This window comes from Acinetobacter sp. PC34, from assembly GCF_051789135.1.
GTDB lineage: Bacteria > Pseudomonadota > Gammaproteobacteria > Pseudomonadales > Moraxellaceae > Acinetobacter > Acinetobacter johnsonii.
In genome coordinates this window covers 2,175,232-2,200,166 of the sequence record NZ_CP196664.1, presented here as the reverse complement: position 1 = coordinate 2,200,166, position 24,935 = coordinate 2,175,232, and the positions used below count along the sequence as shown (strand labels likewise).

The following is a 24,935-nucleotide window of genomic DNA, read 5'->3' as shown; positions in this document are numbered from 1 at the left end:
GGCTAAAGTTGGATTTAGGTTCTATATATTTTTGATTCACCATGGGAATAGATTGATTTTATAAGTAAAGAACATTACAGATAATAAATTGGCGGTAAAAAGGGGAATACTAAAGCCATCAGTAATTTCAAAGAATTTTGCATATGGTTGAAATAGGGTCAAAGTTGTGCACTTAAAAATGACTTGCTCATCAAGGAATGATTCATTAGATCAACAGTCATAACGTAGCATTATACGTTTCAGCTACAGCTTTAAATAAATATAACGTCAAGGATTATGCGTTTAGTTATCCAGTAGCATAGACTATCATTGAAATAGTATAAGACTATTTATTAATCCCAGCTCCCTTAGGAACTGGGATTACCTAAAAAAATTAAATGAAGCGTTAACACTAACGTCTACATTTTGGGGTAAGCAAATCTGAGATATAAACTTCAGATTTGCTAGAACTATCTGAATCACATGTTCGGATAGTTCGGACCACCCGCACCCTCAGGCACGACCCAGGTGATGTTCTGTGATGGATCTTTAATATCACAAGTCTTACAGTGCACGCAGTTTGCCGCATTAATTTGGAAGCGTTTTGAACCGTCATTCTCTTCCATAATTTCGTAAACACCCGCAGGGCAGTAGCGCTGTGCAGGCTCATCCCATTTCGGTAGGTTTACATTGACTGGAATTGAAGGATCGGTCAGTTTCAAATGCGCAGGCTGGTTTTCTTCGTGTACCGTGTTGGATACAAACACTGAAGATAAACGGTCAAAGGTCAGCTTGCCATCTGGTTTTGGATAGTTTGGCTTAAAGCTTTCAGCATCTACTGTTTTCAGTGCACTAAAGTCAGGCACTAAGTCATGTAACGTGAATGGTACTTTAAAGACGTTTTGATCGATAAAGTTGAATGCACCACCCATCCATTGACCAAATTTATGCATTGCAGGACCAAAGTTACGCGAGTTGTATAACTCTTCTTTCAGCCAGCTGTTGTTAAACTTGTCTGTATAAGCCGTCAACTCTTTTACGAAGAAGTCTTCGCCTTCAGTCACACGCGCAACCGCAAGATCACCGCCTTTATCTACACCAGCAGCAATCGCTTCAAACACTGCTTCACCACAAAGCATGCCCGATTTCATTGCTGTGTGTGAGCCCTTAATCTTCGCGAAGTTCAGGAAGCCTGCATCATCACCAATTAAAGAGCCACCTGGGAAGGTGAATTTAGGGAGCGAGTTAAAACCACCTTTGGTCACTGCACGCGCACCATAAGAAATACGCTTACCACCTTCCAAGTATTGCTTGATTAAAGGATGGGTTTTCCAACGTTGCATTTCCATAAATGGATACATGTGTGGATTGGTATATGACAGATCAACAATCATACCCAACGTTACTTGGTTGTTTTCAGCGTGGTAGAGCCACCAACCGCCTGAAGAACCGGTTTCGCTTAAAGGCCAACCTGCACCGTGCATCACCAAACCTGGTTTATGTTTTGCAGGATCAATTTCCCAAAGTTCTTTAATCCCGATACCATAATGTTGTGGATCGGCATCTTTGTCTAAATTGAATTTTTGAATCAGGCGTTTACCGAGGTGGCCACGACAGCCTTCAGCGAAAATGGTGTATTTCGCATGCAGTTCATAACCTGGGGTAAAGTTATGGGTTGGTTCACCATCTTTACCAATGCCCATGTCACCAGTTTGAATGCCTTTGACTGAACCATCTTCATGGTAAAGAATTTCTGATGCAGCAAAGCCCGGGAAGATGGATACTTCAAGCTCTTCAGCTTTAGTGCCTAACCAACGAACCACGTTACCCAGAGAAATGACATAGTTGCCATCATTGTGCATGGTTTTTGGCACCATCCAATGTGGCGCTTCTTGTGATTTTTCGTCTGAGAGCAGGAAGTAAGTTTTGTCTTCGGTCACAGGCACATTTAAAGGTGCACCTTGTTCTTTCCAGTCAGGGAATAATTCATTGATTGCACGAGGCTCTAAGACCGCACCCGACAGAATATGCGCACCGACTTCGGAGCCTTTTTCTACGACACAAACCGACAAATCATTTAAGTTGTTTTCAATTGCAAGTTGACGAATTTTAATCGCAGCAGAGAGACCGGCATGGCCTGCACCTACAATAACGACATCAAACTCCATCGATTCTCTAATGATATCTTCCATAATAAGAAATCCTATTTCGCTTAGCGGTATTTTAGCACATTGTGTTTTTTTTTAAATATTAAATTAGATTGAAGTACTAAATAAAAAAGCCTCTGAAGAGGTAATGCCAGTCAGTTAAGAAATTGACTGGCATTTTCTTGGGTACTTTTGAGGCTTTATTTTGACGACTCTAGGGCATTGCCTTGATCTTCTTTCAAGCAAAACAAACATTTTAGACTGTTCCAGCAAACGCTCTAAATGCTTGGGCAAATTCCCTGCCGATTCCAGCGGAGTATGCCTTAATATATTGATAATGCTGATTGAAGCAATATGGAAACTGATACGCAAAGGGCTGACTTTCGCCCGTTGAGCCATAAATTTCATTTGCCTTCTAAGAATATTATAAGCAATCAATACACCCCATAATTCCTGATACACCAATTCAGGCTGCTTGCTTCTTAAATGCATCCCATCTTGCAGGTCGCTCTTGATTTCACGGTAGCACATCTCGATTTCCCAGCGCTGAGCATACAGCGTACTGACCACTTCCAGAGGATAAGCCTTTGAATCCAATAATGATGTAACGTATCGTCTAACCCTTCCAGACTGTTCAGTTTCAATCAGGCGGGCTTCCCAATAGTCACCTAAATCCGGATTCAGTTTCTTCGCTCTTGGAGAAACAGGCATTCTGATTTGAAAGTCATGCGCTGAGTTTTTCCTGATAATTTCATAGCGCAGATTGTCTTTAGCCCGCATAAGCCAATGGCAGTTTTCCCGAGACTGCCACCCTGATAAGAAATCAGCAGAGAAGTAGGCCCGGTCAAATAAAGTCAGGCTATTTGCAGGCACTTTCAATTTCTTCGCTAAAGTCAGCTCGCCTTGATCCATACTTCCAATCCCGGCATCAATCACTTCATGAGTATTGGTGTTGATCAGGCAAACCGCTCTGGCTTGCGGCCAAGGTGCTGCTATCGTTTTGCCTTTGGAAGAACCGAAGTGCCTGAAGTTCTCATCTGTGTGGGGCATGGACCAGACGGCTCCATCTACAGCGCAGATGCTTAGGCCATGAAAGGCGGAATATTGCGGCTGAGAATCTTCAAACCATGTCTGACTCAGTGTATTGAACAGGACATTTAAAGGCTCCAGACCCAAGCGCTGTCTGGCCTGCACTGATGCGCTTGGGGCGCAGCTTTCAGCCGTGCCAAAAACCAGCTGCAGCTGCTGAACAACATACCAGATGGGCTGGTCGCGGAACAATGCAAGTCCAATAACTAGCCATACAGCATGCTCTGCGGGGAGTTTTCTTTTTCTGACCGATGCTTTCCCGGTCCGTTTTAAACAGTCTTCAATCCAGTTTAAATCAATTAATTCGCTAAAATTAGAAAGTGAAGGAGCTGTCTGCTGAAATGCTGAACTTAAATTCTGAGAAAAAGTCATAAAAAAATGAGCGTATCTGGATACGCTCATTTTTACCGCATTTCAGCTATTTTGTCTTAACTGATCAGCATTACTCTGAAGAGGCTTTTTTAATATCATCTATGATTTCTGTGGATCGTACTGTTTTTCTTTAATAAATAGTGCTGGAATCACACCACAGATGAAGTAAGCTGCTCCCATTACTAGGAAACCTAGTCCAATTGACCCACCACTTGCAAGGAAGCCAATTGTTGCTGGTGCAATTGCAGCGCCTAAACGACCAACGTTATATGCACCTCCAATCGCGGTACCACGAATATTGGTTGCAAAACTTTCCGTCATATATGTTGCATTTACACCGTAAGGAATACCATATAGGAAACCAAAGATAACCAGTAAGTAGAGAATATTCTCAGGTGAATTATAGAAGACGATCAATGGTAAGAAGATCGCTGTACCGATTGCACCAAATGCATAAGTAAAACGTCGCCCCAATTTGTCCGCCATATAGCCTGCAAGAATTTTACCTAAAATCATTGCAGTATATGTACCGACCATATAAGCCGTCATTTCTTTGAACTTCATACCTAATTCGCTTTCTAGGTAAGTCGGCATCCAGTTGTTTACACCATAGTAACCAAACTGCAAGAAACCTGCTGTGAGCGCCCAAAGGATAAACATATTACGGTTACGTTTATCTTGGAAGATCATTTTCCAGGTCGATTCAGCTTTAGGTGCAGATACATCGACTTTCTTAAAGCGGTTTTCTTGCCAAGCTGCGGGTTCTGGCACTAAGTAGTGCATTAAGATTGCCAATACGATTGGCAATGCAGCCACATAGAACAATACACGCCAGCCATGATCCGGGATCAACCAACCTGCAAGTAAAGTCGCAACGATATAACCCACTGTCCAACCCGCTTGTAGCGTACCCAGTACAGTTGTACGAAATTTGGTTGGGACGTATTCTGCCATAAGAGTGTTACAGGCGATATATAATGAGCCTAAACCAAGTGACGCAAAGAAGCGTAGAGCCCCAAATTCAGCAAAGCTATTTGTAAAGCCTAAACCGCACGTCAATACTGAAAACATTATAATTGAAATCACTACAATTCGGACGCGTCCGAATTTGTCGCATGCCCAACCACCAAAAATACCACCAATCGCCATACCAGCTAAGGTAAAGCTACCTAACATACCTGCTTCTACAGGCGTTAAGCCAAACTCGGCTTTGATACTGTTTAAGCTATACGACAATAGCATTAAATCAGCACCATCGACTAATAACGCAAGGAATGCGAAAGCAAAAGCAACTTTCCATGTGTTAGGACCGATTTTCGAGATCGTGTTCTTAATCGTCATAATCCATTACTCTATAAAAAAAGCTAGGTCGCAAGGAGAGTGACCTAGCCAAATTGTTAGCGCGTAGCTTCTTTAATCATGTTACGCGCGATAATCACTTGCTGAATTTGGGTAGTGCCTTCGTATAGACGGAATAAACGTACGTCACGGTAGAAACGTTCGATCGCGTATTCGCTGATGTAGCCTGCACCGCCATGGATTTGCACACCACGATCAGCAACACGACCACACATTTCTGTAGCAAACATTTTTGCGCAAGACGCTTCAGTACTGACATTTTGACCTGCGTCACGACGACGCGCTGCATCAAGTACCATACATTTCGCTGCATAAATTTCAGCTTTAGAATCTGCCAGCATGCCTTGAATGAGTTGGAAGTTTGCAATAGGTTGACTAAATTGTTTACGTTCAACCGCGTATTGCAAAGAATCATCTAGCATGCGTGTTGCAGCGCCAACGCTTAGTGCAGCGATATGAATACGACCTTTATCTAAAACTTTCATTGCAGTTTTAAAGCCAACACCTTCAACACCACCGATCAGTGCAGAAGCAGGAATTCGGCAGTTTTCAAAAATAACGTCGCAGGTATGTGCACCTTTTTGCCCCATTTTTTTGTCACGTTTACCCAATGAAATGCCAGGTAATTTACTGTCAACAATAAAGGCAGAAATGGCAGCAGAACTTTTAAGTTCAGCATTGGTACGTGCCATTACAGTAAATACGCCTGCATGTGGTGCATTGGTAATGAAGCGTTTAGTGCCATTCAAGATGTAATCATCACCATCTTTGACTGCTGTGGTTTTCAGTGATGCTGCATCAGAACCAGAATCAGGTTCTGTTAAACAAAACGAGCCAATAATTTCGCCACTTGCAAGTTTTGGCAAGAAGTATTGTTTTTGTTCTTCTGTACCATCAATGATTAGACCAGATGCGCCAATACCATTGTTGGTCCCAATCAGTGAACGAAAAGCAGGGGATGTACGACCAAGTTCAAAAGCGATATACACTTCTTCTTCCATGGTCAAGCCAAGACCTTTGTATTCTTCAGGAATAGTTAATCCAAACAAACCTAGTTCTTTCATTTGTTGGACAATGTTTGCTGGAATCTCATCAGTTTCCGCAACAATTTCTTCATTAGGGATTAAAACACCCTCAACAAATTGACGAATCATATCAACCAATTGGTTTAAGGTTTCTTGATCACGAACCATGTCCTAACTCCGTCTTTTGGCTCAAGCCTGTCCATATCATATGTAAAATGAACAAAAACTCATCGCTCACTAAATTTAAGCGGATACTAATTAAAAGCGAGACAGTAATCAATATATACGAAAGTATATTTCGCACAGCGGTATATTGTTTTTATGCTTTTTTTTTTAAATATATACATGTTTTTAATAAAAAAATTAAAAAAAACGGGGTTGTTAAAATAATTAAAATAGAAATATTGATAATTTACAATCATCGTATATTGTGTATATTGTGTATTAAATACCGCAGTGCGAAATTGTTGAGTTATGGAAAATACACAAATATTAAGTCTTGATATTCAGGAAAATGGCGTTGCTGTTGTTCAATTGCATCGACCAGAAGCACGTAATGCATTGAACCTTGAATTAAGAAAAGCACTTTCAGACACCTTTCAACAGTTAAGTCAAGATGATGCTGTACGTGTCATTATGATTACTGGTGGCGAGAAAGTATTTGCAGCAGGTGCTGATATTAAGGACTTCACCACTGCAACGACTGCGCAAATGTATTTACGTCATACCGAACAGTATTGGCAGAGTTTAGTGGATTGTCCTAAACCAATTATTGCAGCAGTCAATGGCTATGCATTAGGTGGTGGTTGTGAACTTGCGATGCATGCCGACATCATTATTGCCGGTCAATCGGCAAAATTTGGTCAGCCTGAAGTGAAACTCGGCTTAATGCCAGGTGCAGGTGGGACGCAGCGTTTACTGCGAGCTATTGGCAAATTCAAAACCATGTTGCTTGTGTTATCAGGAAAATTCATTACTGCACAAGAAGCCAGTCAAATGGGCTTAGTCTCAGAAGTTGTTGAAGATGAAAATACCATTCCTTATGCATTAGAACTGGCTCAGACCATTGCTAGTCTCTCTCCAATTGCGGTTCAGCAAATTAAAGAAGTAACGAACTTAGGTCAGGATCAATCATTACAAGGTGCGCTCGCACTTGAGCGTAAAGCATTCCAAATTTTATTTGATACCAAAGACCAAAAAGAAGGCGTCAACGCGTTCTTTGAAAAACGTCCTGCTCAATACACTGGAGAATAAGACATGACCATTCAATCTATGGCGCTCATTGGTACTGGTGTAATGGGGATGGGCATTGCGCAAATTGCTGCGCAAGCGGGTCTTGAAGTACGTTTATTTGATGCCAAGGCTGGCGCTGCAGAAGCAGGTCTTGCAAAACTTACCACCACCTTGGAAAAACTTCAGGCCAAAGGTAAATTTAGCGTCGAAGTAATGAATGAAATCTTAGCACGCTTTAAGATCTTAGACAGCATTGAACAAGTGGCCGGTGTCGATATGGTGGTTGAAGCCATCATTGAAAATTTAGACATCAAGCAAAGTCTATTTAAGCAGCTTGAAGGGATTATCTCGAAAGACACGATTCTTGCGACCAATACCTCATCGCTTTCAGTCACCGCAATTGCGTCTAATCTTGAACATCAAGGTCGCATGGCAGGTTTCCACTTCTTTAACCCTGTACCCCTGATGAAAATCGTGGAAGTAATTGCAGGATTGGCAACAGATGAAACTGTTGTTGCAGACTTGCTGGAACTTGCAAAGCGTATGGGACACTTTGGTGTACGCACCAAAGATACACCGGGATTCATCGTCAATCACGCAGGTCGTGGTTATGGCACTGAAGCCCTGAAAATTCTGGGTGAAGGTGTGACATCTGTATCTGAAATCGACCGTATTTTACGTGAAGGTGCGGGCTTCCGTATGGGACCACTCGAATTATTCGACCTGACTGCGCTTGATGTGTCACATCCGGTGATGGAATCGATTTTCAATCAGTATTATCAAGAAGACCGTTACCGCCCAAGTGCTTTAACCCGTCAAATGTTGGCAGGAAAAAAAGTCGGTCGTAAAGTTGGCGAAGGCTTCTATAAATATGTCGATGGTCAAAAGACCAATGAAGCAGCTCCACAAGTTGTACCTGAAGTGACCGAATTCAGCCCAATTTGGATTAAGGCAGATCGTGAAACTGATGAGAGCATCTTGCGTGATTATATTCGAGAGCAAGGTCTTGTAATAGATGCTGCTGAGACGCCTGCGGCACAGAGCTTAATTCTGTTGGCAACCTATGGTGAAGATACCACCACAGCCGCGTTACGTTTTGGCGTCGATGCGAGTCGAGCAGTGAGTATCGATATGCTCACAGATTTTGCCAAGCGCCGTACGTTAATGCCATCGATTGCCACTGAAAAAACGTACATTGATCAGGCGCACGCATTATTTGCTAAACAGGGTCATGGTGTCTCGGTCATTGCCGAAAGTATTGGTTTTGTCGCACAGCGCGTGTTGGCGATGGTGGCGAACTTAGCGTGTGATATCGCACAGCAACAGATTGCCACCGCAGCCGATATAGATAAAGCGGTGAAATTGGGTCTTGGCTATCCACATGGTCCAATCTCGTGGGGCGATGTTTTAGGTGCCGATCGAATTTTACTGATTTTAGAACGTATTTTAGCCAACACAGGTGACCAACGCTACCGCCCAAGTCCTTGGCTAAAACGTCGTGCACAGTTGAATTTATCTTTACTTCACACAGCTTCTGTTTAAGCGAACCAAAAGGGAAACTCTATGTTAAATGCATTTATTTATGATGGTTTACGTACACCATTTGGTCGTCACGCAGGTGAACTTGCAACCATTCGTCCTGATAATCTTGCGGCAGGTGTAATCAAAGCATTGCTTGAAAAGCATAACTTACCAAACAACATCTATGATGATGTTATTTTGGGCAATACCAACCAAGCTGGTGAAGACAGCCGTAATATTGCACGTCATGCTGCATTATTGGCGGGTCTTGATGTTAAAACGCCGGCTCAAACAGTCAATCGACTTTGTGCATCAGGTCTTGCTGCCGTGATTGATGCTGCACGTGCCATTAGTTGTGGTGAAGGGGATATTTTCATTGCCGGTGGTGTGGAATCCATGTCACGTGCGCCATTTGTTTTTGCAAAATCTGAGAAAGCATTTGGTCGTGACTTTAAAGTTTTTGATTCTGCCATTGGTGCACGCTTTCCAAATCCAATGATTGAAAAGCAATTTGGCGATGACACAATGCCAAAAACTGGCGATAATGTTGCTGTTGAATATGGTATCAGCCGTGAAGATGCGGATGTGTTTGCAGCAGCGTCGCAAGCAAAATACGAAGCTGCAAAGCAAGCGGGTTTCTTCGAGGGTGAAATTAATCCTGTGGAAGTGGCGCAAGGCCGTAAGTTGCCGCCTAAATTAATCACAGTAGATGAGCATCCACGCCCATCGTCTAATATGGAAGCATTACAAATACTGAAACCATTGTTCGAAGGCGGTGTTGTCACAGCAGGAAATGCCTCTGGGGTGAACGATGGTGCAGCAGCATTGTTAATTGGTTCAGCTGAAGCAGAAAAAACGCTAGGTATTCGCCCAATTGCAAAGATTCTTGCATCAGGTGCTGCGGGCATTGAGCCTCGCATTATGGGTGCGGGTCCAGTCGATGCCATTAGACTAGCACTCAAACGTGCCAACCTGACTTTGGCAGATATGGACATTATTGAAATTAATGAAGCGTTTGCATCACAAGTATTGTCTTGCCTGAAAGGTTTGGATATTGCATTGGATGACCCGCGTGTAAATCCAAATGGGGGGGCAATTGCAGTGGGTCATCCACTGGGTGCATCGGGTGCTCGCTTGGCACTCAGTACTGCGCGTGAATTGCAACGTCGTGGCAAGAAATATGCCGTTATTAGTTTATGTATTGGTGTGGGACAAGGTCTCGCAATGGTTATCGAACGCGTATAAGTAGGAAAAACACATGGGTGCATTAGAGGGTATTCGCGTACTTGATTTAAGTCGCGTACTGGCAGGTCCGTGGTGTGGTCAAATCTTTGCAGATTTAGGCGCCGAAGTGATTAAAGTTGAACGTCCAAAAACAGGTGATGATACCCGTATGTGGGGGCCACCATGGATGAAAAATGACAACGGTGAAGATACACGTGAAGCAGCGTATTATCAGTCGGCAAACCGCAATAAAATGTCGATTGCTATTGATATGGTAACGCCAGAAGGGCAGGAATTGGTTCGTGCCTTGGCTACAGAGTCAGATGTACTAATTGAAAACTATAAAGCGGGTTCTTTAAAGAAATATGGTCTCGATTACGAGACGTTAAAAGAAATTAACCCACGCTTGGTGTATTGCTCAATTACAGGTTTTGGGCAAACAGGTCCACGTGCACCAGAACCTGGTTATGACTTTATTATTCAGGGTATGGGCGGTTTAATGTCTGTAACCGGTGAAAAAGATGATTTACCTGGTGGTGGCCCTCAAAAAGTCGGGGTGGCATTTGCAGATTTGACCACAGGTCTATATTCAACGATTGCTATTCAAGCAGCTTTATTGAATCGTCATATTACGGGTCTGGGTCAACATGTTGACATGGCACTGCTTGATGTACAAGTGGCTTTATTGGCCAATCAGGGCATGAACTATTTAGCGTCAGGTAAAGTCCCAGGTCGCTATGGTAATGCACATGCGAATATTGTACCTTACCAAGTGTTTAAAGCCGCAGATCAAGACTTTATTATTGCTTGTGGTAATGATAAGCAGTTTGTGGCCTTAAGTCAGGCGATAGGCTTGCCTGATTTGCCGAATGATCCACGTTTCACCACCAATGCTTTACGTATTCAACATCGTCAAGAAATTGGTGATTTGTTATCTAAACATTTTCGATCTAATCAAGCGAAATATTGGGTTGAAGCAATTCATGCCGTTAAAGTACCTGTGGGCTTAATTAACAATCTTGAACAAGCCTTCCAAGAACCACAAGTTCAAGCACGTAATATGCTGATTGAAATGCAGCATCCATTGAAAGACAAATTACAAGTGATTGGTTCACCTATTAAACTGTCCCGTACTCCAGTGCAATATAAGAAAGCACCACCCATGCTTGGTGAACATACCGATGAAATTTTATCGCGTATAGTTGATACTGAGGAATTACAGCGACTCAAGAAAAATGGCGTGATCGGTTAACTTGAATTAAAATTCAACAGGCTAAGCAAAGAAGCAACTTCATATAAGTTGCTTCTTTGCTATGTGCAGAATAACTATAGTATAATTTCGCCATGCGAAACAGATATTATCAAATTAAAGGACGGTGAAGACATGTATGATGATGTCCCTGAAACCGATCAGATAGAAGAAAATTTAATTGCAACTTTGCGTCATGAGTTATTACATCCGATCGAAGACATGCAGGATGAAAATGACCGTCAATTTATTACTGCATTGGCTAGAGGACTAGAATTATTACGTTGTTTTAGTCCTAAGCACCAACATCTAGGCAATCAAGAATTGTCAAAAATGACAGGTTTACCCAAACCCACAATTACTCGTTTAACTCATACCTTGTCTCGTTTGGGATATTTAAAACAGGTTGCAAATTCGAGTAAGTTTCAATTGTCGGTGGGTGTACTTTCGTTTGGATATTCAATGATATCGAATCTATCAATTCGTTCTATTGCTCATCCTTTGATGAAAGGCCTAGCCGATTATGCAGAAGCAGCAGTAGCAATGGCAACGCGCGATCGCTTGAATATGATTTATTTAGATGTGGTGCAAGGTAAAGGCAATGTCACAATGCGTCGTCAGATTGGTACTCACTTACCCATTCATCTTAGTTCGATGGGCAGAGCTTGCTTAGCGGCTATGCCTGAGGATGAACGAGATTTTTTGATGAATGCGATTCGTAATAAAAATCTGAGTGAATGGAATAATATTAAACGAGATTTAGATAAAGCATTCAAAGATTATCAAGAATATGGTTATTGCTTTTCGATTGGAGATTGGCACAAAGATGTCAACTCAGTAGCGGTACCGTTTATTCATGAGCAACATGGTTTATTGGTCTTTAACTGTGGTGGACCAAGTTTCCTACTGAATCAGGAAAAAATCGAGACGTCGATCGCCCCACGACTTCTGCATATGGTCAATAATATAAGAAATGAAGTTGGCTAGTTTTTATGTTTTTTTAAGCGGCTTTGTTGCACAAAGATTGGAAATGCAAAGCGCCCCTAATTGAGCTAAATTTAAGGCGTAACTTGGGTAAGTGGTCGACCTAATTCCGTAAATCTGTTTAGGACTGCTACACGTGCATGGATTTCATTCACTTGGCTATCAAAACTCCTTGCACTGAGTTTATCTCCTAATAATTTGATGCAATGCATCTTAGTTTCAACCAAACTTCGCCGATGATAGCCTGACCATTTTTTCCATAGTGTCCTGCCTAAACGTTTAATTGTTCGAAGTAATTCATTTCGCTCTAGCGAGCTACTCTTTGTATCTTTCCATGGTTTCGCATTTTTTCTAGGTGGAATCACTGCATGCGCTTGCCGATCTGCAATGACCTGACGGCATTGCTTGGTGTCATAAGCTCCATCGGTATAAACAGAGTCAATCCGCTCATCTTGTGGAATCTGATTAAGTAAATCACCAAGTACCTGTGAATCACTGACATTATTGGTTGTAAGCTGAACTGCTCGTATTTGTAGGGTTTTAGCATCTATACCAATATGAAGTTTACGCCATTGGCGACGATATTCAGGTCCATGTTTCTTGCGTTTCCATTCGCCCTCACCTAGAAACTTCATGCCTGTAGAGTCCATGAGTAGATGCAGCCCATCGCTACTTTTTTGGTAGCTGATTACAATATCAATATGCTTTTGTCTTCTACAAAGCGTGGTGTAATCTGGAGCTATCCAATTTAATCCGCAAAGTTTAATCAGACTTTGTACAAAGCCAGTAACCATACGTAAAGACAGACGAAATAAGGATTTAATCATTAAGCAGCATTGGATGGCTGCGTCGGAGTAGGTTTGATTTCGCCCTTGTTTGCCTTTTGATGGCGCATACCATTGCGTAGCAGGATCAAACCAAATGGCAATATTTCCGCGACTCATAAGTGCTCGGTTATATGCGGGCCAATTGGTTGTGCGGTAGATTTTGTGTGTAGGCTTCTTCATTTGAAAATTATATCGCTGAAAAACCCTTTACAGATAGTTCTGTGCAACAAAGCCATTCGGCACATAGACCGACATACTCATTATCTTCTGCAGTCCAACATTCAAATTTTATGCATTCCAACTATCAACAATGTTTGCCCAATCTTGTAGCATTTTTCTACGGTCACTTAAATATTTAGCATGGTTGTATGTAGCTCTTGTCTTGTTTTCTTCAACATGTGCCAACTGCTTATCAATCCAGTCCTGTTTATATCCTTGTTCATTTAACAAGGTTGACGCCGTTGCCCTAAAATCATGTGTGGTTACCTCGGGCAATCCAATAAAAACCAAAGCTCTATTTAGTGTTGTTCTTGCCAGCATTGCATCTTTTTTAAAAGGTGCAGAAAAAACATATGTTTGGTTTTGAGAGATTTCATATTGTTCTTTCAATAAGGCGTACAATTGATTAGACATTGGAACTAGGTGTATATGGTTCTTCTTGTTACTGCGTTTTTGTTTACGTCGTCGTGAAGCTTTAGGAAACTCAATTACACATGTATCAAAATCAACATATGACCATTGCATACGTCTAACCTCTGAAGCACGCAACATGGAGTACATCATTGCTAAGCAAGCGTTTCTGACCGTTGTTGTACCTCCATATAGTTCCAGTCTAGTTCTTAGTTTTATGCGTTCATCTTTTTCTAAGGGACGAGCGTGTTCTATTTCTGGAGATTCTATAGCGCTTCTTACGGCATAGGTTGGATCATTGTCGGCTCTTTGAGTAACAATTGCATATTTCATTACCAAACTGATGAATCTTCGATTTTGATTGGCTGCTGCTTCACCTGTACCATAGTGACCTAGTTTTTTTACCCTAACTATTGTGTCTTTCATGATGGTTAAAACATCTGAGGAATTAACATTCTTAACGGGTTTGTGGCCAATAATTTTGTAGATATCTTTCTCCATGGATCGTTTGAATTGTTCAACATAATCCTCGCCTCGATATTTCATTTGTTCTAAAACATATTCTTCAGCTATAGCTTTAAAAGTATTGGATGAGGCTGTAACAGATTCGGCCTTCTTTTTCTTTTTTTCATCAACAGGGTTTATATCGTCTTTTAGCAAGGCCCTAGCTTCATCTTTCTTTTTGCGGGCCTCTGCAAGTGAGACAATGGGATATTCACCAAAACTGATCGTTCCTTCCTTCCCATTTAATGTATATTTGAATCGCCAGATTTTCTTGCCAGTGGGTCTAACTTCAATGTATAACCTTTCTGCATCAAGCACTCTATATACTTTTTCTTTAGACTTTAGTGATTTTATTTTAGTATCTGATAGCATTAAGTTACCTGTTCAGTTAAATAAGTTACCCGCAAAAGTACCCGTTTTTTTGATAGATTAGTGCGAACCAATACAGACTAAAGTAGATTAAATTTAAGCCTAAATAAAGGTTTTTTAAATATTTTTAGATTAATATAGATTTAAGAAGATTATTGTGAATATTTTAATAGCCAATGACGATGGTGTTTTTGCACCAGGTATTCAAGCGCTCGCACATGCTTTACGTCCATTAGGTCGCGTGGTGATTGTAGCACCTGAAAGTGAACGCAGTGGTTTTTCCAGTGCTTTGACTTTAGATCGCCCCTTACGCCCAATCGAAATTGCACCCGACATGTGGGCAGTCAATGGAACACCCGCCGACTGTGTCTATTTGTCCATGAATGGCTTATTTGACTTTGAGTTTGATCTGGTTGTTAGTGGTATCAATAGCGGGGCAAACTTGGGTGATGATGTACTCTACTCAGGTACAGTCGGAGCAGCCTTTGAAGGGCGACTGATGAAACAGCCAGCCATTGCGGTATCACTTGCGGGCCCTGAAGTGCGATCGTACAACAGCCCAGAAGATTATCATCATGCTGCACAGTGGGTGCATGACTTTGTGAAACAAGGTTTGCCAGCACTGCCACCACGCCATATTTTAAATATTAATATTCCAGATGTCGCTGAGTTACAGGGCGCTAAAATTACTTATCAAGGACGTCGTCGTCAGTCTAAGCCGATTACCAGTCATGTTGACCCACGTGGTCGTCAAGTGTACTGGATTGGGCTTGCGGGTGAAGCTGTGGCAGAACCGAAAAGAGGTTATGATGAGGTAGAGTCAGACTTTTTCGCTGTGGCGAATGGTTTTGTGAGTATTACGCCTATTCAGATGGATGCAACCAACTATGAAGTTTTGCATGCATTACAAGGGCAAATAAGTGCTTAAAAGGCGCTACAGCTGAGCAATACAAGGAATGTATTCAGCTGTTTGTTATAACTTTGTGAAAATACGCGCAGAGATACTATTTTCACATACTTTTTTGCTAATCTTAGCGCAAATTAAACTGATTATTTTTTTGTATTTTTAGAGAGTAAGATAAATGTCTGTGTTGTCTCAAATTCGTTTCATTGCAATTCCTACAGCACTACTGAAAACTGTCGTGTTATCCACAGCTGTAGTTTCAACTGTTATTTTGAGTGGTTGTGCTTCTAAACCACAGGTTAACAATGCAACACGTTTTGCGAAAGCACCAGACTATTATACAGTTCGTTCAGGCGACACGCTGAGCGGTATTGCAACTCGTTATGGGCTGAGTTATACCTCTGTTGCAGACATGAATGATATTGCTGCGCCGTATCGTATTTATGTGGGGCAGTCATTACGTTTAAAAGGTTCGGGTAGTCCGCGTACAACCACGACGCAACCTATTACACAAACCGCTCCAATTCAACGTCAAAATATTGGTCTCCCGAGTCAAAATACGACCACCACAACTACAACAACTCCTGCTAAAGTACCGACCGCACCTGTTGCGAGCTCGAAAAGTTCAACTTTACGCTGGGTAAAACCAAGTAACGGCGCTGTTTTGCAAGGTTATAATTTAGCAAATAATGTAAAAGGTATTCGCTATGCTGGTAACCAAGGTGATCCAATTTATGCAGCAGCAGATGGCCAAGTGGTGTATGCAGCAGACGGATTGAAAGAATATGGGAACTTAATTTTGGTTAAGCATATTGATGGTTATATCACAGCATATGCACACAACAGTGCAATGAATGTGAAGAGCGGTCAAAATGTGACGGCAGGACAGAAAATTGCTGAAATGGGATCCACAGGTGCAACGCGCACCATGTTAGAGTTCCAAGTACGCTTAGATGGCAAGCCAATCAATCCGACTATAGTTTTACCATTAAATTAAAAAATCTGGATGCAACGCAAAAAATTCACCGTATAATACAATGAGTTGTTTTTATCAAATAGATGAAAACTTCTCATGAATCCAGAGAGAATTTTATGTTAGATCAACTACGGGCAATGGGTGTTTTTGCTTGTGTTGTTGAAAAGAGTTCATTTAGTGGGGCCGCGCGTGAGTTAGGCATCACTACAAGTGCTGTGAGTCAGCAAATTCGTTCTTTAGAGCAAGAGATGGAAGTTGTTCTTTTACATCGCTCAACAAGAAAGTTGAATTTAACTGAAGCAGGCCAAGCTTTTTTCCACAGCTGTCAAGAAATGCTCGCCGCTGCTGAACGTGGCAAAATACGTATCAATGAATTGCGCGATGATCTTGTGGGTGAGCTGCGAATAGCCACTACGCCAGAGTTAGGTGCCAATCATGTGATTCCTGCTTTGTCGCATTGGATGTCTGCACATCGCGGATTATCTATTCATATTGAAGCAGATAATCATTATGTGGATTTGATGAATGGGCGAATTGATATTGCCCTAAGAATGAGCCCAACAGTTGACGATCAAAGTGTACATGTCGTGCCACTGGCGCGTGTGGAACAGATTTTGGTTGCTTCACCGAGCTATTTGAATCAGTCTGCACCAATTTCACGACCTGAAGATTTGAAAAATCATGATCTTATTCCGATCACGATTATGAAAAATAATCATGATTTTGATTTTAAAAATGTGGTGACAGGTGACGCGGTTAAACTTGAGATGAAATCAAGAGTAGCCAGTAATAATATTTTAGTGACAAAGACTTTATGCCAACATGGGCATGGGGTTGCACGTATTTTATATTTGGATGTGCAAAAAGAATTGGTTAACGGTTCTTTAGTGGAAGTTCTTCCAGAGTGGAAGCTCCCTAACTTTACGCTATATGCCATCATTTCAAAGCATGAGCAACAGCCGATGAAGATCCATCGTTGTTTGGATGCATTGAAACAATACTTTTGCCAACTACCCGGCGGTCGTATTTACCAAGAAGCAAGCTAATTCGATAGAGATTATAACTGACGATCAGTCAACCCATACACATGCTTATAAATTTTAAATGATATAACTACATAATTTGAGTTAAGCGGTTCACATGGAACCGCTTAACATGGAGAGCAGCAGAGAAAGGCCAAAGCACTTACGTCTGTTGCTCTTTATTTTTTTCATTCACAATAAAAACAGTACTTTTATTCTAAGCTATTGAAGCCTATTCAGCCTGATCTTGCGTTAGTTCTAAAGCGCGTTGGTATGCAATTTTCTTTTTAATACCTGTCAAATCAGCCGCTAACTGTGATGCAGCTTTCACTGACAAATCTTGTAAGAGACGCGTTAAAAGCTGGTCGAGTTTTTCTTGTGCCATATCTTTTTCAGTGGTCGCGCCACCAACAACCAATACAATCTCACCTTTTTGTTGATGATGATCGTTTGCAATAAATTCAACCAACTCACCTAATGTCATCTTCTTGATGGTTTCAAAGGTTTTGGTAATTTCACGGGCAAAACCGACAGGGCGGTCAGCACCAAAGACTTTAGCCATGTCACTGACACTGTCTAAAATACGATGTGGTGCTTCATAAAAAATAAGGGTTTGCGTTTCGTCTTTGAGCTTTTCCAAACTTGCCAGTCGTTGGGTTTGTTTAGAAGACAAAAAACCTTCAAAGCTGAAACGATCACTTGGTAAGCCCACTGAGCTTAAAGCTGCAATGGCAGCACATGCGCCCGGTACAGGGATTACGCGGATATTATGCTCTTGTGCCGCACGAACCAATTTAAAACCTGGATCACTGATAAGAGGCGTTCCTGCATCACTGATAAGCGCCATATCTTCACCTTTCAACAAACGCTGAATAAGGGTGTCAATTTTGTTGCTTTCGTTATGATCGTGGCATGCGGTGAGAGGTGTTTGAATATTAAAGTGTTTCAGTAATTGTGTTGAAGTTCGTGTATCCTCAGCAGCAATGATTTTGACTGATTTTAGTACATCAATTGCGCGGTAAGTCATGTCATCTAAGTGCCCAATAGGGGTTGCGACTACAAATAACTGGGCACTCATGGGTTTTCTCCGCGCTGCAAAATAATAAAATAATAGGTTGGCTTGAGTGCTTTGATGCATTCAACCGATACCACGATAAGCATTCTACCTGAATTGTCCGTCGTGGCGTGAGTTAGAATATTGTCGGCGATGGATTTGCAGGAGTCGGGAAGACATTCGATTGAAATCTAAACGCCAAAAAGGCTTTAAAACGTAGAATGAAATGAATTGTTTGGTTCGAGAGACTCACAGCAGTGGTTTTAAACATCAAGACGTGAGATTTTTGATCGATATTTAGTTTTTCGAAATGTGATGATTAAAAAAATAAAAACGAAGTAGGGAAGATAAAGAGATGAAACTGGGACAATGGGCAGAGCAACAAGCTTTGACTGTGCTAGAAGAACAGGGTTATGTTCATGTGCAGTCCAATTATCACTCGCGCTTTGGTGAAATTGATCTGATTGTACAAAAAGGGCAGGAATTGGTTTTTGTTGAGGTCAAAGCACGCTCAAAAACGCGTTTTGCGCAGGCTATTGAAACAATTTCCTATTCAAAACAACGCAAAATAGCAAAAACGGCCATGTTATTTTTACAAGATCATCCACATTTCCAGCAATATTATTGCCGCTTTGATGTGATTTGTTTTGATTTTTTTAAAGAAATTGCAAAAACCATACAGCAAGATTTTTCAAAATTCACTTATGATCAGCAATGGATAGAAAATGCTTTTACTTTTGATCAAGACTTTATTAATCTTTGAACAAAATCAAAGCTGAAATGCTGAATTAAAATAGTTTGAAAAGTTGAGGAGTCTTGCTGAGTGTTCAATCGTATTGCAATGACCGTATTATGCGTCGCAAGTTTATCTGGATGTGCAAGTTTCATTTCGGGTGGGACAGGAACAGCCGCTGTAGGAACAGAAAGCGGTGCACGTTCATTAGGGCAGGTCTTTATTGACTCTTCAATTGAGCGTACTGCAAAAATTAACTTATATAAATTGGACAGTCGTTTTAAACAGTCACGTGTCAATATCGAAAGTTTTCATGGCAATGTCTTATTAACAGGACAAGTACCCGATCAACACTTACGTCAATTGGCTGAAGACAATGTACGTGCGATGTCGGATGTCAAAACCGTGCATAACTACATTACAGTTGGAAACCAAATTAGTTATAGCACCATCATGCAAGACACCTCAGTTACAGCAAATACACGTGGCTTGATCATGAAAGCTGCTGTTGTTTCAGATGCGAAAGTGCGTATTCACACCGAAGATGGCGTGTTATATGTGATGGGACGTTTAAATGGTGCTGAAATTACCGATTTAAACCAAGTGTTACAGCAAGTGGGGAATGTGACTAAAATTATCACATTGGTGGATAATATAGAGCAACAGACGCAAACGACCAGTGCATTTGCATCACCAATGATTAATTCAACACCGACAGAGCAAACGCCTGTTGCGATAGACCCAGACCAAGTTGAGCCAAATAATGTTCAATAAGCTTCAGCCTTTTGTTCAAAGACTGAATCGTTCGGTAGAGTATGCAAGATTACTCTATCGTGACTTTCGTATTTATGATGTCGGTAGTTATGCCTTAAACCGTTTAACACCGCGTAAGGGTTATTCGGTCCAAGAAAATGTGGCCTATGGGCTACGCGCGCGACATCGTTTAGATTTGTTTCGTACACAAACACCGCGTGAACACCGACCTCTGATCGTATTTGTGCATGGCGGCGCATGGATGCATGGCGATAAAAAAGATTATCGTTTTATTGGAGAAGCCTTTGCAAAAGAAGGCTTTGATGTGGCTGTAATTAACTACCACTTGGCGCCTGAGCATATTTTTCCTGCCTCTATTGATGATCTCAGCTTGGCTTTAAATTATCTCAATGTACATCAGCTTAAATATCAAATTTCAACGGAAAAAGTGGTGTTGATGGGGCATTCTGCGGGCGCGTTTAATGTGATGTCTGCGCTCTATCATCCGAAGCCATATGAAATACAATGCCGCAGTCAAATTACTGCTATTATTGGTTTGGCAGGCCCTTATCATTTTGACTATAAAGGTGATCCAATTTGTGCGGATGCTTTTGATCAGAACAGACCTTATCAAGAAGTGATGCCATATTATTTCGTCGAGTCGAATAGGGTTAAACATTATCTGTTGGTTGCTGAGAATGATGATGTTGTTGGGTTAAGCAATGCTGTTGATTTGGATCGTAGATTGAAAGAAAAAGGCAACTACAGTCAACTTTGGACGGTGCCACGCATTGGTCATATTTCAATGATTGGTTCGGTATCGAGTTTGTTTAGTCGTTACTTCACGACCAAGCAAAAAATTATGCAGGCGCTCGAGGATGCGCTTAAGCACTAATTAGGTTTTAAAGTGTATTTGTTGTAGCGATGGTGAGTGAGCTTACAGCCACTCACGTGTATCATCTGCGACCGTTGTGCCTTCTGTCGCATGCATGATCATGGCATGTGCAATACTGCCTTTGAACGGAATTTCAGGCAATTGATCAAACTTAAAGAACTGGGCATCGCTGATTTCTTCTTCTTGTAAGCAAAGCTCACCCGATGCGTATTCTGCTTTAAACGCAATCATTAAGTTACTTGGAAAAGGCCAAGGCTGACTCGCCAAGTATTGAATATTTTTAACTTGAATGCCGACTTCTTCCAAGGTTTCGCGGCGTACCGCTTCTTCTAAGGTTTCACCGACTTCAACAAAGCCTGCAATCAACCCATACATATTGCTACGGGTATTACGCGCATTTTTTGCCAACAGAATTTCATCTTCACCTCGTGTAATGACGGTGATAACACAGGGTTGTACTCGTGGATACTGATGATAACCGCAGGCAGGGCAGATCATGGCATATTCGCTGGCATGCGCTTCTGTGGCGTGGCCGCAATGACTACAAAATTTATGATTGCGACGCCATTCTAACAGTTGAATAGCTCGGCTGGCCTGTTCGAATTGTTTGGTGCTCCAGAGTGGAAGCAACTGGCGAATTGGGATGAGTTCTAAGCCATCAGGAATCGGCTCATTGTCTAGCAGGTCTCGGGCAATCACTTGATCATCCGAGTGAAAACTTAAATCACTTGCTAGCTTTTCTACACGAGGCAATTGAAAGTTATGGTCCACCAACAATTGTTGTTGGTGGAAAATATAAGCAAGTGAAAGTTCTGACATTAGGCAACAGTCTTTAGTTTTTGGCTACTGTTCAATGCTACATCAAACATACTGTGTAATACAGGCTGTTTGTTTTTTAAGTTATCAATCAGCATATCTGCACTTGCGAGAGCATCAAGTACATGATTCACCTGAGCGGCAGTGAGCGCAGTTTCAGCCGTGATTTGTTGTTGCACAAAATCTGCTGAAAGATTCAGAGCAGTTTGACCATTTTCAGCGCCTAAGAACAGCATTGCGCCAGCAACTTCACGTAGTTGTGCAGGAGTATTCTCAAGAGCAGTTAAATCTTGTTCTTGCTGATATTGCGCCAACGCTTGACTACTTAAGTCAATAGACGTTTTAGTCTCAGTCAATAAAGCAGCATGGGCTTCATCTAAACGGTCTAGTGAAATATTCATGTTGTTCACACGAAGCTGTAGGCGGCTTGAAGTATGGTGACGTTCTAACACGCCAATCGAGTTCATTGCCGACAAGATCACGTTCATCAACTGCTGCGCAAAACCTTCATCTTTCAGCATATCTGCTTGACTAAGTGATGCTGCTTGACGGTTTAAGTCATTATGCGCTTCATTTAAGTTCAATACTTTGAAAATGTTCGCCAAATCGACCAGTTTTGCTTGGAGCTCTTGGGTCTTTTCAGGGGTCATGTTTTGGTAGTTGTACTCAATGTCATTGCGGATTTGCGACATTTCGGTGGTTACCAAATCACTAATGGTATGCATCGTGTCGAAATCTGGGCCATACAGATGACGACTGAAAACTTGCAGCTGCGTATCTGTGAGTAGGTCGTCGCCAATATTGAGTTTGCCACGGATGTGTTGAGACACTTCGTCTTCTTGGCTGATACATAAGCTGAGAATGTTGGCAAGATCGGTGAGGCTGGCTTTGAAACGTTCAGGCGCAGTAAAGAACTGTGCAATGTTACGTTCGATGCTAATCAGAGTGCGTAAACGTGGTTCATTAATGAGCAATTGTTCAATTTGATTGAGTGCAACATAGACCAAGTTCCAATATTGTTTACTCGGCGTTTGTTCTGCTAGACCCGCTAAATAAGTGCCCACCAATTTCATTGCTTGTAAATCAAGTTCGCTTTCTTCTTGTTTCAACATTTGACTTAAAGACAGCTTGTACAGGCGGTGAACATATTGAGATTTTTCAAGACTTGGTGCTTGAGGGAGGCTGAAATCTGGGGTGATACAGTCTAGTAAGGACTCGATGTGCTGACCTTCTTGCGTTAAAGGCTTTGCTAATGCAATTTCAAGACGGTTTAAGGTGTCGAGTAAAAACTGTGGAATTTTCACTTCTCTTAAACAAATGAATTCAATATAGCGCTTCAGCATGGTCGTGCCTTCGCTGAGTGCAATCACATCTTGCGTATTAATCTGTGCAGGATTCCCCATGATCTTGCGCATAAGCTCTGCGGAATATTCAGCAATTTTGGCTAAGCTCGACATATCAATCAATGCAAGCACTTGAGCACATTGCTCAAATTGGTTTAATGCATCGTCAATTCCAAAAGGTAAAGTCTGATCTTCCGCTAAGGTGCTCACAGCTGATTCAACCAGCTTAATGGAGTTATCCACTTCATTTTTTATTATCAGCAGCGCCGTTGGATCAAAATGAATAGAGGTTTGGTAAGACATTGATCTGCACCTATCCTAGTGTTTTATCGTGTTTATATGCGGCCCAAAGAAGGCATAGCAACTTGTTTATCACTATAGCCTAACTGAAAAATCTTGTAATACAAAAGTTAACAAAAACTTTAGAATTTATTTGGCAAAAAGGCAGGGTGTGCCATGTTTTTCTTGGTATTGTTTGACCCAAGTCTCATGTGCTTCAAGTTCTTCGGCTGAAGGGTGAATTACCGCCAGTTCAATATCCAGTGTTTGACGCTGACTTTGCCCATTTTGTTGTTCACTATGTGACAGGGCATCCATATCAAAGGAAACCTGACCACCTGTCATAGCCAAGTAAACGTCGGCTAGAATTTCAGCATCCAGTAAGGCCCCGTGGAAGGTACGGTCACGCTGTGGAATTTCGTAACGGCGAACTAAGGCATCGAGTGAGTTTTTTTGCCCCGGATGCTTAGATTTTGCCATCGCGAGGGTATCTGTCACTGCACAAACTTCAGAAAGTGCAACAAATCCTGCACGCTTGAACTCCATGTCTAAGAAGTTCATATCGAAGCTTGCATTATGCGCAATGATTTCCGCACCTTTGAGATAGGCAAATAAAGTGTCAGCAATCTCTTGATACAGCGGTTTATCTTTTAAAAAGTCATCAGAGATCCCGTGGACATTTTCAGAATCGCCCACAGGTTTTTTCGGGTTGATGTAGATATGAATAGAGCTGCCTGTGAGCTTCCGGTTCACCATTTCAATCGCACCAACTTCAATAATGCGATCGCCATCTTGATAATAAAAACCGGTGGTCTCTGTATCGAGGATGAGCTGTCGAGGTCCAAAGACCTCAACCTTACGTGGAGTAATCACAATTTGTGGATGTTGTTTGAGTTGTGTTAAATCCACACTTGCCACAACTTCAGGCGTTTGTTCAATAGAACACTGAGTTGTTGTAGCAAGTTCTGGTTCAGCGACTAAACTTGGCTCTTGTTCTGTAACGTGTATTTCACTTTCGGCTAAATCTTCGCTGTCATCGGCTTCTTCGTCATCGAAACCTAAACCAAAAGGGTCGTTTAACAACCAGTCTGGTTCAACTTTTTTTTTATCTACAGACGGTTCTGTTGTCGCTGTTTTAGACTGACGAAGTTGAGCCTGTGTTTGATCGGCACCAAGGTTTGCCAATTGATCTGCCATTTCGTTACCTTCATGACCTGCATGGCCTTTAACCCAGTGCCAGTCGATATCACGGCCTTGGCAGGCTGCATCGAGTTTTTTCCACAAATCTGGGTTTTTAACATCTTTCCAGTTTTTCTTTTTCCAACCCGTAATCCACTCGGTAATGCCGCGTTTGACATAGGTTGAATCTGTCCAGACAACCAACTTTGCATCGGTTGGGCAAAAAAGAATGCCTTCAATGGCCGCGGTGAGTTCCATACGGTTATTGGTGGTGTTGTCTTCACCGCCACACAGTTTATGTTCTTCAGTTTCTGTAATAATGTAGGCGCCCCATCCCCCAAGACCAGGGTTTCCACGACAAGCACCATCGACATACAGGGTAATTGTTTGTGACATACACAACTTCCGTAAACTGAAAATTAAAACTAAGCGGGCACCATTGTATAACGCAAATGCACTAGAGAAGTGT

The 24,935-nt window shown here is 41.8% G+C and carries 21 protein-coding genes; 11 read left to right on the top strand and 10 right to left on the bottom strand.

The features are described 5' to 3' along the window. Positions 1–458: 458 nt before the first annotated feature. From ACSC9N_RS10710 to ACSC9N_RS10695, 4 genes are all read right to left on the bottom strand, one after another. Positions 459–2,171, bottom strand: coding sequence for an electron transfer flavoprotein-ubiquinone oxidoreductase (locus ACSC9N_RS10710; protein ID WP_094148796.1), 1,713 nt, complete (start codon positions 2,169–2,171; stop codon positions 459–461). Between the two features lie 114 nt (positions 2,172–2,285). Further along, on the bottom strand, positions 2,286–3,587 hold the full coding sequence (locus ACSC9N_RS10705; RefSeq protein WP_131230987.1) for an IS4 family transposase: 1,302 nt from the start codon (positions 3,585–3,587) through the stop codon (positions 2,286–2,288). A gap of 99 nt (positions 3,588–3,686) precedes the next feature. Then, complete coding sequence (locus ACSC9N_RS10700; protein ID WP_094149011.1) at positions 3,687–4,928, bottom strand: MFS transporter; 1,242 nt, start codon at positions 4,926–4,928, stop codon at positions 3,687–3,689. Positions 4,929–4,984: 56 nt separating this feature from the next. Continuing rightward, positions 4,985–6,139 (bottom strand): acyl-CoA dehydrogenase family protein, encoded by a 1,155-nt coding sequence (locus ACSC9N_RS10695; RefSeq protein ID WP_094149009.1) that lies wholly within the window; start codon positions 6,137–6,139, stop codon positions 4,985–4,987. Positions 6,140–6,445: 306 nt separating this feature from the next. Here ACSC9N_RS10695 and ACSC9N_RS10690 point away from each other — a divergent pair, with 306 nt between their 5' ends. The 5 genes from ACSC9N_RS10690 to ACSC9N_RS10670 all read left to right on the top strand — a co-directional run bounded on the left by ACSC9N_RS10690 (position 6,446) and on the right by ACSC9N_RS10670 (position 12,185). Continuing rightward, positions 6,446–7,225: an enoyl-CoA hydratase gene (locus ACSC9N_RS10690; RefSeq protein ID WP_094149008.1), complete on the top strand. Its 780-nt coding sequence runs from the start codon at positions 6,446–6,448 to the stop codon at positions 7,223–7,225. 3 nt (positions 7,226–7,228) lie between these two features. Next, positions 7,229–8,746 (top strand): 3-hydroxyacyl-CoA dehydrogenase, encoded by a 1,518-nt coding sequence (locus ACSC9N_RS10685; RefSeq protein ID WP_131230093.1) that lies wholly within the window; start codon positions 7,229–7,231, stop codon positions 8,744–8,746. A 21-nt stretch (positions 8,747–8,767) separates the two neighbouring features. Continuing rightward, positions 8,768–9,970, top strand: a complete 1,203-nt coding sequence (locus ACSC9N_RS10680) for a 3-oxoadipyl-CoA thiolase (protein WP_094149004.1) — start codon at positions 8,768–8,770, stop codon at positions 9,968–9,970. A 13-nt stretch (positions 9,971–9,983) separates the two neighbouring features. Beyond that, positions 9,984–11,201, top strand: coding sequence for a CaiB/BaiF CoA transferase family protein (locus tag ACSC9N_RS10675; RefSeq protein ID WP_439036033.1), 1,218 nt, complete (start codon positions 9,984–9,986; stop codon positions 11,199–11,201). 132 nt (positions 11,202–11,333) lie between these two features. Continuing rightward, a complete protein-coding gene (locus tag ACSC9N_RS10670) occupies positions 11,334–12,185 on the top strand; it encodes an IclR family transcriptional regulator (RefSeq protein ID WP_094148999.1) in 852 nt (283 codons plus the stop codon). Positions 12,186–12,256: 71 nt separating this feature from the next. Here ACSC9N_RS10670 and ACSC9N_RS10665 read toward each other — a convergent pair whose 3' ends face one another. Both ACSC9N_RS10665 and ACSC9N_RS10660 read right to left on the bottom strand, forming a co-directional pair. Next, positions 12,257–13,189 (bottom strand): IS5-like element ISAba12 family transposase, encoded by a 933-nt coding sequence (locus ACSC9N_RS10665; RefSeq protein ID WP_053579251.1) that lies wholly within the window; start codon positions 13,187–13,189, stop codon positions 12,257–12,259. Between the two features lie 108 nt (positions 13,190–13,297). Then, complete coding sequence (locus ACSC9N_RS10660) at positions 13,298–14,515, bottom strand: tyrosine-type recombinase/integrase (protein ID WP_094148736.1); 1,218 nt, start codon at positions 14,513–14,515, stop codon at positions 13,298–13,300. Between the two features lie 154 nt (positions 14,516–14,669). Here ACSC9N_RS10660 and surE point away from each other — a divergent pair, with 154 nt between their 5' ends. From surE to ACSC9N_RS10645, 3 genes are all read left to right on the top strand, one after another. Further along, positions 14,670–15,440, top strand: a complete 771-nt coding sequence (gene surE / locus ACSC9N_RS10655; RefSeq protein WP_005399784.1) for a 5'/3'-nucleotidase SurE — start codon at positions 14,670–14,672, stop codon at positions 15,438–15,440. Between the two features lie 154 nt (positions 15,441–15,594). Next, complete coding sequence (locus ACSC9N_RS10650; protein ID WP_010326349.1) at positions 15,595–16,413, top strand: peptidoglycan DD-metalloendopeptidase family protein; 819 nt, start codon at positions 15,595–15,597, stop codon at positions 16,411–16,413. 95 nt (positions 16,414–16,508) lie between these two features. Continuing rightward, the gene (locus ACSC9N_RS10645; protein WP_010326350.1) at positions 16,509–17,438 is read left to right on the top strand and encodes a LysR family transcriptional regulator; all 930 of its coding nucleotides are present in this window, start codon (positions 16,509–16,511) and stop codon (positions 17,436–17,438) included. 208 nt (positions 17,439–17,646) lie between these two features. On the opposite strand, the gene rsmI is transcribed toward ACSC9N_RS10645, so the two are convergent. Continuing rightward, positions 17,647–18,492, bottom strand: coding sequence for a 16S rRNA (cytidine(1402)-2'-O)-methyltransferase (rsmI, locus tag ACSC9N_RS10640; RefSeq protein ID WP_010326351.1), 846 nt, complete (start codon positions 18,490–18,492; stop codon positions 17,647–17,649). Positions 18,493–18,823: 331 nt separating this feature from the next. Between rsmI and ACSC9N_RS10635 the strand changes: the two genes are divergently transcribed. Genes ACSC9N_RS10635 through ACSC9N_RS10625 form a run of 3 tightly spaced genes read left to right on the top strand, consistent with a single transcriptional unit; the run spans position 18,824 to position 20,849 of the window. Continuing rightward, a complete protein-coding gene (locus tag ACSC9N_RS10635) occupies positions 18,824–19,231 on the top strand; it encodes a YraN family protein (protein WP_005399780.1) in 408 nt (135 codons plus the stop codon). 60 nt (positions 19,232–19,291) lie between these two features. Continuing rightward, positions 19,292–19,975, top strand: a complete 684-nt coding sequence (locus tag ACSC9N_RS10630; protein WP_010326352.1) for a BON domain-containing protein — start codon at positions 19,292–19,294, stop codon at positions 19,973–19,975. Beyond that, entirely contained in the window at positions 19,965–20,849 is an 885-nt protein-coding gene (locus tag ACSC9N_RS10625; RefSeq protein WP_010326353.1) for an alpha/beta hydrolase, read from the top strand. The genes ACSC9N_RS10630 and ACSC9N_RS10625 overlap by 11 nt, the downstream gene beginning before the upstream one ends. 42 nt (positions 20,850–20,891) lie before the next feature. On the opposite strand, the gene nudC is transcribed toward ACSC9N_RS10625, so the two are convergent. The 3 genes from nudC to dnaQ all read right to left on the bottom strand — a co-directional run bounded on the left by nudC (position 20,892) and on the right by dnaQ (position 24,862). Then, positions 20,892–21,668 carry an NAD(+) diphosphatase gene (nudC, locus tag ACSC9N_RS10620; RefSeq protein WP_010326354.1) on the bottom strand — a complete coding sequence of 259 codons (777 nt, stop codon included), beginning with the start codon at positions 21,666–21,668 and terminating at the stop codon, positions 20,892–20,894. Continuing rightward, complete coding sequence (locus tag ACSC9N_RS10615; protein ID WP_010326355.1) at positions 21,668–23,311, bottom strand: hypothetical protein; 1,644 nt, start codon at positions 23,309–23,311, stop codon at positions 21,668–21,670. Before ACSC9N_RS10615 ends, nudC begins: the two co-directional genes overlap by 1 nt. A gap of 126 nt (positions 23,312–23,437) precedes the next feature. Then, positions 23,438–24,862: a DNA polymerase III subunit epsilon gene (dnaQ, locus tag ACSC9N_RS10610; RefSeq protein ID WP_010326356.1), complete on the bottom strand. Its 1,425-nt coding sequence runs from the start codon at positions 24,860–24,862 to the stop codon at positions 23,438–23,440. Between the last annotated feature and the right edge of the window lie 73 nt (positions 24,863–24,935).